General features: G+C 41.5%; 11 protein-coding genes. All 11 read left to right on the top strand.

Annotation, left to right across the window (positions count from 1 at the left end; all coding sequences use genetic code 11):
• Window positions 1-249 precede the first annotated feature (249 nt).
• The 11 genes from J7I93_RS13915 (at window position 250) to J7I93_RS13865 (ending at window position 12,844) form a co-directional block, all read left to right on the top strand.
• A complete protein-coding gene (locus J7I93_RS13915; RefSeq protein WP_214726515.1) occupies window positions 250-1,959 on the top strand; it encodes a serine hydrolase domain-containing protein in 1,710 nt (569 codons plus the stop codon).
• Between the two features lie 69 nt (window positions 1,960-2,028).
• Entirely contained in the window at window positions 2,029-4,143 is a 2,115-nt protein-coding gene (locus tag J7I93_RS13910; protein WP_214726514.1) for a glycoside hydrolase family 3 protein, read from the top strand.
• Between the two features lie 164 nt (window positions 4,144-4,307).
• Window positions 4,308-5,567 carry an exo-beta-N-acetylmuramidase NamZ family protein gene (locus J7I93_RS13905; RefSeq protein ID WP_214726466.1) on the top strand — a complete coding sequence of 420 codons (1,260 nt, stop codon included), beginning with the start codon at window positions 4,308-4,310 and terminating at the stop codon, window positions 5,565-5,567.
• 149 nt (window positions 5,568-5,716) lie between these two features.
• Window positions 5,717-7,093 (top strand): N-acetylglucosamine-specific PTS transporter subunit IIBC, encoded by a 1,377-nt coding sequence (gene nagE, locus J7I93_RS13900; RefSeq protein WP_214726465.1) that lies wholly within the window; start codon window positions 5,717-5,719, stop codon window positions 7,091-7,093.
• A gap of 286 nt (window positions 7,094-7,379) precedes the next feature.
• Window positions 7,380-7,526, top strand: a complete 147-nt coding sequence (locus tag J7I93_RS13895) for a hypothetical protein (RefSeq protein ID WP_214726464.1) — start codon at window positions 7,380-7,382, stop codon at window positions 7,524-7,526.
• Window positions 7,527-7,686: 160 nt separating this feature from the next.
• The gene (locus J7I93_RS13890) at window positions 7,687-8,148 is read left to right on the top strand and encodes a hypothetical protein (RefSeq protein WP_214726463.1); all 462 of its coding nucleotides are present in this window, start codon (window positions 7,687-7,689) and stop codon (window positions 8,146-8,148) included.
• Between the two features lie 110 nt (window positions 8,149-8,258).
• Window positions 8,259-8,600, top strand: coding sequence for a nuclear transport factor 2 family protein (locus J7I93_RS13885; RefSeq protein ID WP_214726462.1), 342 nt, complete (start codon window positions 8,259-8,261; stop codon window positions 8,598-8,600).
• A gap of 127 nt (window positions 8,601-8,727) precedes the next feature.
• On the top strand, window positions 8,728-9,603 hold the full coding sequence (locus J7I93_RS13880; RefSeq protein WP_214726461.1) for a carbon-nitrogen hydrolase family protein: 876 nt from the start codon (window positions 8,728-8,730) through the stop codon (window positions 9,601-9,603).
• Window positions 9,604-9,606: 3 nt separating this feature from the next.
• The gene (locus J7I93_RS13875; RefSeq protein ID WP_214726460.1) at window positions 9,607-10,275 is read left to right on the top strand and encodes a GNAT family N-acetyltransferase; all 669 of its coding nucleotides are present in this window, start codon (window positions 9,607-9,609) and stop codon (window positions 10,273-10,275) included.
• Window positions 10,276-10,296: 21 nt separating this feature from the next.
• Window positions 10,297-10,968, top strand: coding sequence for a GNAT family N-acetyltransferase (locus J7I93_RS13870; protein WP_214726459.1), 672 nt, complete (start codon window positions 10,297-10,299; stop codon window positions 10,966-10,968).
• A gap of 517 nt (window positions 10,969-11,485) precedes the next feature.
• Entirely contained in the window at window positions 11,486-12,844 is a 1,359-nt protein-coding gene (locus J7I93_RS13865; RefSeq protein WP_214726458.1) for an LVIVD repeat-containing protein, read from the top strand.
• Window positions 12,845-13,032 lie beyond the last annotated feature (188 nt).

The raw sequence follows: 13,032 nt of genomic DNA, 5'->3' as shown, positions 1-13,032 counted from the left end.
CAGCAAGGACATGTGATTGGGAAGGAACGTTAAATTTTTTTTGAAAAAGAATTAGATAATAAATTTTCAGAATAGTCAAATATAACTAGATTATACTCTTTTCATTGGAAATTTTTAACTAGAACAGGACTTATGTGGTATAGACGACTATACTCTTATTCTATTAAGCTTAAAGTATGAAATGTAAGCCCTTTCAAATGTAAAGGAGGTTATTGTATGGGCAAAAGTCATAATAATAAAGGAGGCAATATGAAAAGAAAATCATTGCTTGTTGCGATTTCTGCTGCACTAAGTACTTCACTCTTTATTCCGGCAGTATTTCCAGTATCTGCACAAGGCGGGGAAGGAGTTATGCCAACAATGGAAATGAAGGATAAAAAGACTACGAAATACAAAATTCATCCAGTTTTTGCATGGGATCGTCCTGGACCTGTTTCTCCTGTTCTTCATCCGGGGTCTGCAGTCGGAGCGGGAATGGTTCAGCAGCCGCTTGATAAAATTGATTCAATTATGGAGGATATGATAACAGATGGAGTTATGCCAGGGGCTGTAGCTTTTGTAGCAAGAAGGGGACATATCGTAAAACATGATGCATACGGATATGCCTACCGTTATACGGATGATAAATTTACCGAAGCTAATAGTCCGATTGAAATGATAGAAGATACGATTTTCGACCTAGCTTCCATCAGTAAAATATTTACAACTACAGCAGCCATGATGTTATACGATGAAGGTTTCTTTCAGCTCGATGATCCTGTAGCAAAATATATTCCGGAGTTTGCAGAGAACGATAAGGAAAGTGTTACGATTCGCCAGCTGATGACCCATACTTCAGGATTTGCCGCATGGATTCCGTTACATTCCCAGGGCAGCAGCCGTGAAGATCGCATGCAGATCGTTTTTAAGTATCCTTTAGCCAATGAACCAGGTGAAGTGTATACATACAGCGACTTGAACATGATTACGCTTGGTGCACTAGTCGAACGTTTATCGGGGCAAAGGCTTGATGAATTTGTGAAAGAGCATATTACAGAGCCGCTTGGCATGAGCGATACGATGTATAACCCGCCTGAATCCTTGAAACACCGTATTGCTGCAACAGAATATCAGCCTGCTATCAACCGGGGACTTGTATGGGGGGAAGTTCATGATGAGAATGCCTGGTCACTTGGTGGTGTGGCAGGCCATGCCGGCGTCTTCTCAACAGCCGCTGATCTTGCGAAATTTGCCCATATGTATGTGAATGACGGCCGATACGGAGGCAAGCAAATTCTAAAAGAAGAAACGGTAAAAATGCTTGTCGAAAATCAGATCCCGCAATTCCCAGGCGACGACCACGGACTTGGCTGGGAGCTCGGTCAGGGATGGTTTATGGACGCACTATCTGAGGGGAATTCACTTGGGCACACTGGCTATACGGGAACTTCCATCGTTATTAATCGAAATAACGGAGCAATTGCGATCCTCCTGACAAACCGTGTTCATCCATCACGCAATACGGTAACAACCAATATTGCGAGAAGAGCCTTTGCAAGGCAGGTTGCTGATTCGATTCCAGTTTCGATCCCTGGTAAAGGCGATGCCTGGTTCTCAGGATATGGAGATAAAGCGCAGCATAATTTGACTGCAAAAGTGGATGTTGCCGATGATGCAGTTCTGTCCTTCGGTACATGGTACAGAACTGAAACTAATTTTGACAAGGCCTATGTTGAAGTTTCTAGGGACGGCGTTAATTGGACTCAAGCAGCCCAGCCATTTACAGGCAGCAGTGTCGATTGGAACAATGAAAAAGTGGAGATTCCTGCTGGAACAACACATATTCGATTCCGGTATCAGACAGACAGCTCTGTAAATGGAAGGGGCTGGTATGTAGATAATGTGAAGTTAAAGCTTTCTAATAACGAAACAATTGAACCAGCATTTACAAGTGAGGGCTGGCAAAAAAGAAATTACTAGGTTTCCATCATTTGGAGAAAATAAATGAAAAGCGCATTTGGAAAATATGCAGTTAGGAAGGTGTTAAAAATGAAGAAAGCGCGAAAAGTATTTTTCCTTTCTCTTCTCGCATTAACCTTGGCAGTATCCCAGCTTTGGATCGGAGCTCCCGCGCAAAAGGCAGCCGCTGAGAGTGCAGTCAAGGATTTAATTATCCTGCAAAATGTTCCCCAAGCTGTTACGGACGCCAATGGCGGGGATATTCAATTAAAGGCCCTTCACATTTTTAAAGGAGGGCATTTCATGGGTGTTTCTTTCGGAATGGAGTGGAGGTCTTCCAATAAAAACGTCGCAAAAGTGGATCAAAACGGAAAAGTTTCACTTACTGGACAGAATGGCAGAACTTTTATCAGTGTAACAGATGGGCATTTTCAAGATAGAATCACCATTGATTATAAAGTGGGTTCAAAGGAGGCTGGCAAAGGTAAGTCACCTTCAAAAGCAGCCATCATTAAGGGGCAGGGAGATCGTTACGATATCATCGGCCATGCCATTAACTCACTTTCGATTGAAGAAAAAGTTGGACAAATGCTAATGCCTGATTTTCGCAATTGGAATGGTAAAAACGTAACGGAAATGCTTCCTGAAATTGAGCAGCTTGTAAAAGACTATCATCTTGGCGGAGTTATTTTATTCCGTGAAAATGTTGTTACAACAGAGCAGACAGCCAAACTTGTATCAGACTATCAAGAAGCTGCTGAAAAGTTTGGACTGTTAATGACAATTGACCAGGAAGGCGGAATTGTTACACGCCTTCAATCTGGTACAGATATGCCTGGAAATATGGCTTTAGGTGCGACACGTTCAGAGGAAATTTCCCGCAAAGTCGGGAAGGCAATTGGGGAAGAGCTGGCTTCGCTTGGAATTAATATGAACTTTGCTCCGGTTATGGACGTTAATAATAATCCGGATAACCCTGTAATTGGTGTTCGCTCCTTTGGGGAAGACCCTGATCTGGTGGCAAAAATGGGTGTAGCCTACACACAAGGACTGCAATCAGCTGGCGTCGCGGCAACAGCCAAACATTTTCCGGGACACGGAGATACAGCAGTAGATTCACATTTAGGCTTGCCGGAAGTGCCGCACGATAAGGAACGTCTAAAAGAGGTTGAATTGTATCCTTTCCAAAAGGGAATGGAAGCGGGAATCGATGCGATTATGACTGCACATGTTACTTTCCCTAAAATTGATGATACAAAAGCGATCTCGCAAAAAACAGGTGAGGAGATCGCAATTCCAGCAACACTTTCTTATAAAGTGCTGACCGAGCTTATGAGAAAAGAAATGGGCTATGAAGGCGTCATTACAACAGATGCGATGAACATGAAAGCCATTGCAGACCACTTTGGACCAGTTGACGCAGCTATCAGGGCAGTAAAAGCCGGCACTGATATTGTGCTAATGCCAGTTGGTCTGGAAGAAGTTGCAGGAGGTTTATTGAACGCTGTTGAAAGTGGAGAAATCTCTAAGGAACGCATTGAAGCATCTGTTGAAAGAATTTTAACATTGAAAATTAAACGGGGAATTATTAAAGAAGAAACACCTCAGCCGATTGATGAGAAAATAGCTAATGCACTTGAGGCTGTCGGATCAGAAAACCATAAACAAGTAGAAAAAGAGGCGGCAGAACGGTCAGTTACACTAGTGAAAAATGAAGGTTCAGCATTGCCTTTAAATGTTGAAAATGATGATAAGATTGTTGTCGTGGGAAATACGTATATTACAAGCCTTGTGGATGCAGTGAGTAAGCATCACGAAAATACAGCTGTTATCCAAACGTCTACCTATAATTTGACGGAAGCCCAGCTTCAACAAATCAAGGGTGCCAGCGCAGTAATCGTTGGATCCTACACCTTTAATGTATCCGGGCGTTCACCGGACAGTGCTCAGATGCAAATGATTAACTCGATCATTACTGCAGCAGACGCCCCAGTTATTGCTGTCGGTATCCGCAATCCATATGACATTATGGCTTATCCGGAAGTTGATGCTTACTTCGCACAATACGGATTTAGAACAGCGAGCTTTGAAGCTACTGCGGCATCCATTTTCGGCAAAAATAACCCTTCCGGTAAGTTGCCGGTTACAATTCCAGGTGTGGAAGGCAATGTTTTATATGAATTTGGGCATGGTTTGAGCTATTAAGCAGGTTTTGTTGTACGAAAAATCAATTGATAAGTGCTTCGCATGGAAGATAACAACGAAATAATGAATATATCAACGAATTTGGCTAATTTTTCAACGAAACGGTCCGGACAGGCTTTTTGGGGATTTGTCCGGCATCGTTTCCAAACAGGGAGGGAAATCTAATGAAAAAATGGTTTATGTCTTTTTTGACAATGATTCTAGTACTCTCTTCTTTATCCGTTGTGCTCGCAGAAAATGGAAATGGCAAAGCAAATGGCAAGGATAAAAAGTTCGAATTGGGTGTGGAAGTGCTTTTAAATGAGCAAAAGCATCTGATTGAAGGAAAAAGGGTCGGCCTGATTACGAATCCAACTGGCGTTGATCAGGAGCTAAACAGCATTGTGGATCTTTTGCACAAAGACCCTGATGTTGAATTAACCGCTTTATATGGACCAGAGCATGGAGTCCGTGGAAGCGCTCAGGCAGGGGAGTATGTTGAATACTATATCGATGAAAAAACCGGCCTGCCTGTTTACAGCTTATATGGACAAACTAAGAAGCCAACGCCAGAAATGCTTGAAAATGTCGATGTCCTTCTATTTGATATCCAGGATGTAGGAACGCGTTTTTACACATATATTTACACAATGGCATATGCCATGGAAGCTGCCAAGGAAAATAATATTCCATTCATCGTGCTGGACCGCCCAAATCCTCAAGGCGGAGCAAAGGTTGAAGGGCCTGTCCTGGATATGAAATATTCTTCATTCGTAGGTAATTATGCGATTCCGCTTCGCCATGGGATGACTGTCGGCGAACTTGCGAAGCTATTTAATAAGGAGTTTGGAATTGGGGCTGATTTAACAGTTGTTGAAATGAACGGCTGGAAGCGCAATATGTATTACGATGACACCAAGCTTCCTTTTGTAATGCCATCTCCCAATATGCCAACGTTAGAAACGGCTTTGGTTTATCCGGGTGCGGCCTTAATTGAAGGAACGAATGTATCTGAAGGACGTGGAACGACTAAGCCTTTTGAATTAATCGGTGCTCCATTTATTAATGCAGATGACTTGTCAGCACATTTGAACAATCTTAAATTGCCAGGTGTAACATTTAGGGCTGCTTCATTTACACCGTTCTTTTCAAAGCACTCTGGTAAGCTTTCTCATGGTATCCAGATTCATATAACAAATCGTAATTCCTTTAAGCCTGTAGAAACGGGGATTCACATCGTAAAATCCATTCATGATATGTATCCGGAAGACTTCCAATTCCGTGCAGAAAACAGTGCAGGCATATCATTCTTTGATAACCTGATGGGCAACGGCTGGGTCCGTGAAGCGATAGAAGAAGGAAAATCAGTAGAAAAAATCTCTGCACAATGGCAGGAAGAACTAAATCAATTCAATCAAACACGCGAGCAATATCTGCTCTACTAAACTAGCAATCCGAAAAAAAGAACCTGGCGGCAAACGCCACCAGGTTCTTTTCACTGAAATCTTTCGACAAAATTCGGGTGGTGCCTGGTACTAAAAAGGAATGCCTGTTCATAATTATTATTAAATTGTGAAAGAGAGAGGTGTTTGGGATGTTGGGGTTTTTGCAGAAGATTGGTAAGTCTTTGATGCTTCCGATTGCGATTATGCCGGCGGCTGCGCTTTTGCTGAGGTTAGGGCAGGATGACCTTTTGGGGATTCCGTTTATCTCTGCTGCCGGTAATGCTGTTTTTGGCCATTTGGCCCTGTTGTTTGCAATTGGGATTGCCATTGGTTTCTCGAAGGATGGCAGTGGAGCGGCCGCACTAGCCGGAGCTGTTGGCTTTTTTGTTTTAACTGAAGGTGCCGCAGCAATAAATGAAACGATCAATATGGGGGTTTTTGGCGGCATTATTTCCGGCATTATGGCAGGGCTATTATACAATAAATATCATGATATTAAGTTGCCGGATTGGCTGGGCTTCTTCGGGGGCAAGCGGTTTGTTCCAATCGTTACATCACTTGTTATGCTGGCTATTGCGTTTCTGTTCGGCTATATATGGCCTCCGGTGCAGACAGGAATCAACAGCATCGGAGATTGGATTATCGGCGCTGGTGCTGCGGGTGTAGGTGTCTTCGGGTTCTTGAACCGGCTATTAATCCCGATTGGCCTTCATCATATTTTAAATACACTTGTATGGTTTGAGTTTGGGGAATTTACTAATGCAGCCGGTGATGTCATCAAGGGGGATTTATGGCGCTTCCTTGCTAAAGATCCATCAGCCGGAATTTTTATGGCGGGATTTTTCCCGATCATGATGTTCGGCTTGCCTGGAGCCGCGTTTGCAATGATTGCTGCCGCTAAAAAGGAGCGAAGAAAGACTATGGCCGGGGCGCTTGCCGGTCTTGCCTTCACTTCTTTCCTGACAGGCATCACAGAACCGATTGAATTCTCATTTATGTTCTTATCACCTGTTTTATATTTCATTCATGCACTATTAACAGGACTCGCAATGTCTATCGCTTATTTGCTGGATATACACCACGGCTTTGGGTTCTCAGCAGGCGCGCTGGATTATTTCTTGAACTTTGGTATTGCCCAAAAGCCGGTATTACTGGCAGGTATAGGACTCATCTATGCACTTCTGTATTTTGTTATCTTCTACTTCCTGATTATAAAATTGAACTTGAAAACCCCAGGACGTGAAGATGACGTAGAAGGTGAATTTGAAGACAATTTTACTATTAAAGGAAATTATACTGAAGCAGCAAATCGCTACCTTACTGCATTAGGCGGAAAAGAGAATCTTGTTGAAATTGACAACTGTGTAACCCGGCTTCGATTAAAAGTAAAAGATATGTCATTAATAGACGAAGCCCAATTAAAACAGCTTGGCTCAAAAGGCATAATAAAACTGAGTAAAACTGACCTTCAAGTAATAGTGGGAACAGATGTAGAGTTTCTATCCAATGAATTGAAGAAAAAATAAATGATCAGCTGGCTCTTTTTCAAGGGGCCAGCTTTTTGCACAAGTTGATGAAATGACTGAATAGCTAATGATAAACACCCTTGATTCATTACTTTTCCTGAACTGACGATAGATCCTGCGTAAGTTAGTAATAAAATCCCTTACACAAAGAATGAACTAGACTATACCCTATTGGACAGCGCCCTTTTTTCCCTGTCTATGATACTAGTTTATGCATGTCCAAATTTTCAACATAACATGTCTACGTAAGGGTTCCCTTATAAACGATCTTAAAGGGGGGATAAATATGACTCTAAGTCTTGGAGCAATTTTAACAGCTGTTGTCTTACTAGTTGTGTACTTGTTAGCTGGATTGCTATCTCCAAATTCACAAGAGGGTATTCTGGAAGAAATATGCAGTACACTAGGGTGCGGAGCACCGATTGAAGGATAAAATGAACAGCCCTAAAACCCTGGACATATTCCCAGGGTTTTTATTGTATGGGCAATAACCTGAAAAACTTCCATAATGGATGTTTGTCCATTACCAACAAGCTTTGGTTACATAAAATGTTTATCAGGAAGATCTGAATAAAAGAAAGGGCGTGCTTAAGATGGAAGACAAAAATCCAGACCTTGATAAATCAAATAATACTAGTAAAGTAAAAAAAGAAAAGGCAGAAGCTGTTCAAAAACTGGCTGAAAATTTAATTAAGGATGAGAAAAACCTCGATTTTGGTTCGATTTTTAAAATGGCCAATAAATTAATGAAAGATGAAACCTTAAAAGACTTAATGGAAGAAATCCGCAAGAACCCCGAAGAACAAGTAACAGAAGCAGAGCGCACGGTTGATGGGAGTGCAGGAGAAAAAATTGAAAATGGAGATATTGCCGTTTTAATCAAAGAAATGGAAGCATTAAAGTCCGAACTAAAAAATACTCAAAATGAGGTAGCAGAACTAAAAATGCAAAATGCTTCCCTTTTAAGTTTATATTTAAAAGTAGTCAGTGCCGCAAGCAATGATTTTAAAAAAGGTGTAGGTCTTATAACAGGATTAAGCAAATTTCTAAAATAGAAACTGAAAGCATTGCTTTTACCAGTAATGCTTTTTTTCTTCCCAGGTCTGGACCATATCACCGCAAATCCTTAAGATAGTATTAAATCTATTGAAAGACGGTGAGCCATTTGGAAGATGTAGCAGCATTGTTGGCGCAGCAGCAGCTCGATGCCTATAATCAGCAGAATATTGAGGAGTTTTTGGAAGTGTACAGTGAGGATGTTGTAGTGATGCACTTTCCTGGCGACGAGATCGTATATACAGGGAAAAATAAAATGAGGGAAAGATACAGCCAGCTGTTCAGAAATAACCCAAACCAGCATGCTGAGCTGCTTTCCAGAATGGTAAAAGGCAATATTGTTATTGACCATGAGTATGTTACAGGACGATCAAACGGGCCTGAAATAAAAGCAATAGCGATGTATGAAACACGGGATAAAAAAATCCAAAAAGTCTGGTTTGTAAAATAAAATACTGTGAATTAAAAAATTTCGGGCAGCGATAAAAAAGGTATTGTGATTTTAGTGAAAATCATTGATAATCTTTTAAAGATAGAGTGATACTCATCTATAAACCTTGCTGATGAGGGGGAGTACATTGAAAATTCGTGTTTCCGCTGTGCAGTATCATCTGCACACCATTCGTTCATTTGAAGACTTTGCAAAACAGTGTGAGCATTATATTAAAACAGCCCAGGAGTTCGGGTCGGAATTTGTTTTGTTTCCTGAATTTTTTACAACACAGCTTCTGTCAATTGGGAGCGAGCAGGGAACAAGTCTGACGATTAACGAATTGCCTGGTTTTACTGAGCAATATCGAACACTTTTCTCTACCTTTGCTAAAGACACAAATATGCATATCATCGGCGGCACTCACGTGATTAACAGGGATGGCCGCTTATATAATGTTGCCCATTTATTTTATCCGGACGGAAGGATTGAAGAGCAGGCCAAGCTGCATATAACGCCAACCGAGGTTCATGAGTGGAATATGTCTCCTGGTGAAGGGCTGCAGGTATTTGATACAGTAAAAGGCAGAATTGCTGTCCTGACTTGCTACGACATTGAGTTTCCTGAAATCGTCCGCATGGCTAAGGCAAAAGGTGCAGACGTTATATTCTGTCCTTCCTGTACAGATGATCGACATGGATTCCATCGAGTCCGCTACACAAGCCACGCCCGTGCAATTGAAAACCAGGTATATGTAGTAGTGACCGGGACAATCGGATCCCTACCGACCGTTGACTTCATGCGTGCCAATTTCGGCCAGGCTGCAGTTATAACACCCAATGATATTCCTTTCCCGCCTAAAGGGATTATGGTGGAAGGCGAGCTGAATGACGATATGATCGTAACAGCTGACTTGGATTTAAACCTTTTATATGAAGTGCGTGAGCGGGGATCGGTAACGACCTGGCGTGACCGCAGAACCGATTTGTACACAGACTGGGAAAAAGAGAATATTGAAGGTTAAATAATGGCATATAGAAGCGATTTCTATGTTTATGATTCTGAAAAGCCGGTGCCTGTTACCATTCGGAACTATACGAAGGCAGACTTTGAAGAGTTAATTCAAATTCAGTCTGAATGTTTTCCACCGCCTTTTCCATCTGAGCTTTGGTGGAATAAGGAACAACTGACAAATCATATTGAGTTATTCCCAGAAGGTGCATTGTGCATTGAAGTGGATGGCGAATTAGTAGGATCGTTGACAGGTCTGATTGTTGACTTTGATCCTTTGCAGCCAAACCATTCATGGGAGGAAATAACCGATAATGGGTATATCCGCAGCCACAATCCTGGTGGAAATACTTTATATATTGTTGATATTAGTGTGCGCCCCAAGTATCGTAAGCTCGGATTAGGTAAACTAATGATGCAGGCTATGTATCAGGTTGTTATTCAACTGGGGCTGGATAGGCTGCTTGGAGGCGGCAGGATGCCTGGGTATCATAAAGCAGCGAAGGAAATGTCAGCCGAGAAATATTTGCAAAAAATAATGGCAGGAGAGAAGAAAGATCCGGTAATCACTTTTTTGTTAAGATGCGGGAGAACACCAATGGCCGTTGTAGAAAATTATTTAGAAGATGAGGAGTCGCTTAACTGCGGAGTTCTAATGGAATGGAAAAACCCATTTAAGCAATGAGTGGCAGAGGAGAAAAGAACGATGGAATATATTAGAATTACGAGCATTAATGATCCTCTTTTTGTAAAAATGCATGAGCTAATGAAGGAAATCTTTCCTCCTGAAGAAGTGCTTGAATTTGAATTATGGAAAGAGCCGTTGGAGGATCCAGGCATTCGGGTATTCGCGGCAGTACACCAAGGCGATGTTGTTGGAGCAACAGAGTACCGATACTATCCTGATTGGAACATCGCGATGACAGATTTTACTATAATTGGACGTCCAGGACTGAGCCTGGGCCGCTTTCTTGCACAAAATCGCTCAAGGGATTTAGATGAGCTTGCCCAGCAAAACGGAAAAAAGCTATTTGGAATGTTTGCGGAGATTTACGATCCATATCAGCTGGAAGATCATGAGTTTGGGGGCGCTAAGCCAATGAATCCGTTTGTCCGCCGCGAGGTTTTGTCACACCTGGGATATAAAAAGCTTGATTTTCCATATATCCATCCTTCATGGAAGAATGATGGTGAAGCCGTTAAAGGACTTGATTTTTGCTTTATGCCTTTTGATGAAAATGTTAGTGAAGTCTCTTCGGAATTAGTAGTTAATTTCCTGACTAAGTACTATTCTGTACTTTCAACGAAGCCACAGGAATGGTATTCGATGATCGAGCAATTACAAGAAAAAGAAGAGATTGCCCTTTTGCCTTTATAATCCGATCACAAGCCCTTGTATTCAAGGGCTATTTATTTTGCAATGTTTAGCCTGCGCAAGGGAAAGGTAAAGGAAACAAAATTGCTGTACGAATGAAAGAGAGGGATATAAGATGGTTGTAAAAAGAATTATAAAAGCATTTATAGTAAAGCAGGGTGTTACTTTGGTAAAAAGGTACGTCGTTCCGGCTGTAAAAAGAAAGCTTAAAAGCAAAAGATAAATATATGGCATCTTCCATTAGGAAGGTGTTTTTTTATTTTTAGTTAGGGTCAAAAGCTATAAAGGTAAACTAGTTATCCATAGTGAAAACTTCATATATTTAAAAGTTTACTGGTTCAATAGAAAGATAAAACGCTTGTCTATTTATGTAGAAACATTAGGAAATATAGGTGATATTAAAAATTCTGAATTTTCATTAATATTAAGACTACATCATTTCGGGACACTCAATTTATAGGAGTCCCAGAAAAATTATGAATGACTACATAGGTGGATTCTAGTTAAGGGAGGAAGTACATTGAAAAAGAGAATTTTAGTTCATACGGCATTGGCAGGTGCTTTAGTTTTTTCGGCAGGTGGAGCCTCAGTTTTAGCTCATGATGAATTAGGCGGAGGGGCAGAAAAAGGTGATAGCCTGGCTGGTGTTGAATTAGCAGTTCCTTTGCTTGAAGGCAGCAAAAATACTGGTAATCTTCAGGAAGTGGCTGCTGTTCCGCTTAAGGAATTAAGTGAAGGTGTAAAAAACTCAACAGGTGATGTATATGCTCACAAAGGTTATGCATATCTAGGTACACATTCAGCAAATGGGGGTGCAGGCGGTGTTCGTGTTTTTGACATGAAGGATCCTTCAAACCCAGTAGAAGTTGCTGCATTTGCGAATATCCCGGGAACCTGGCAGGAAAAAGTGATTGTTAAAACAGTCAACACTGAAAACTTCAAAGGTGACTTGGCTGCTGTCAGTGTGCAAAAGCTGGACCGTTTTGATCCTAACTCAAAAGGAGGTTTTGTCTTATATGATGTGACAAATCCCCGTAAGCCGAAGGAGCTTGGTTTTTGGGAAGATACTTCAGGAGCGAGAGGAACTCATGAGCTATACTTGACAGTCCAGGGAAATAATGTTTATGTGCTTACTGCTAATTGTTATGCTGACTACTACTCGCATGGTGAAAGTATGGATGTTACGATTGTTGATGTGTCCAAGCCAGCAAGTCCGGAAACCATTTATGAATTTAATCCACGCGACTATATTTCGGAAGTAAGTGACGAGAACTATGACGGCTATAATTGGACCGACGAAGAAGGAATTCAGAGAACTGCATTTGCCCATAGTGTGAAAACAGATGGAACTGGTAAAACAGCTTTCCTCTCTTATTGGGATTTAGGAACGATTATGCTTGACATCAGTGATGCCAAAAATCCGGTCTATCTGGGAAGAACGGATTTTGCCAATGATGTACAAGGCGCGGCACATTCCATGGATTTGGCAAAAGGGGGCACAGTGTTAGTTGAGACCAGAGAAGTTTTCGGGCCAAAAAGGGAAGGCTTTGAGTCAGCATATGGTTATACGATGATTTACGATATTAAAGATAAAGCAAATCCAAAGCTTTTAAGCACATTCAGAACTGATTTTACGGAAACGATTCCAGGCGGGGCTACAGTCCATGATCCAAAGGTACAGGGGAATACCCTTTATTTATCTCATTATTCCGGTGGGGTTAGAACAGTTGACATTACTGATCCATCTAACCCGGAAGAAATAGGAGTCTATATCCCAAGCAGATCAAACATTTGGGGAGTTTTTGTAGATCGGAATTATGTGCTGGCATCGGATATGGGCACAGGATTGAAGGTTCTCCAGAAGAACGGCAGCCAATAATAAAAACGGGAAGGGGTTTCTAATATTTTAGAAAAAGCGAAGGATATACGAAAAACACATCATTTTGACTTATGAGAAGCATCGGAAAATGATAAGGTAATCACATAGAAACGTATCGCTCTCCTTTCCGTCTTTTTTATATGAAAACCGGCTGGTTCCTCAGCCGGTTTTTTCATGTGCGCCCGGCA

The sequence above is a fragment of the Bacillus sp. ISL-47 genome (genome assembly GCF_018613175.1).
Taxonomy (GTDB): Bacteria; Bacillota; Bacilli; order Bacillales; family Cytobacillaceae; genus Cytobacillus.
Note: the sequence above shows the minus strand (reverse complement) of the source record. Positions and strands in the feature narration are given on the sequence as shown.

Coding starts and splice junctions, on each gene's coding strand:
- J7I93_RS13915 (WP_214726515.1), top strand. CDS start 250: ATGAAAAGAAAATCATTGCTTGTTGCGATTTCTGCTGCACTAAGTACT.
- J7I93_RS13910 (WP_214726514.1), top strand. CDS start 2,029: ATGAAGAAAGCGCGAAAAGTATTTTTCCTTTCTCTTCTCGCATTAACC.
- J7I93_RS13905 (WP_214726466.1), top strand. CDS start 4,308: ATGAAAAAATGGTTTATGTCTTTTTTGACAATGATTCTAGTACTCTCT.
- nagE (WP_214726465.1), top strand. CDS start 5,717: ATGTTGGGGTTTTTGCAGAAGATTGGTAAGTCTTTGATGCTTCCGATT.
- J7I93_RS13895 (WP_214726464.1), top strand. CDS start 7,380: ATGACTCTAAGTCTTGGAGCAATTTTAACAGCTGTTGTCTTACTAGTT.
- J7I93_RS13890 (WP_214726463.1), top strand. CDS start 7,687: ATGGAAGACAAAAATCCAGACCTTGATAAATCAAATAATACTAGTAAA.
- J7I93_RS13875 (WP_214726460.1), top strand. CDS start 9,607: ATGGCATATAGAAGCGATTTCTATGTTTATGATTCTGAAAAGCCGGTG.
- J7I93_RS13870 (WP_214726459.1), top strand. CDS start 10,297: ATGGAATATATTAGAATTACGAGCATTAATGATCCTCTTTTTGTAAAA.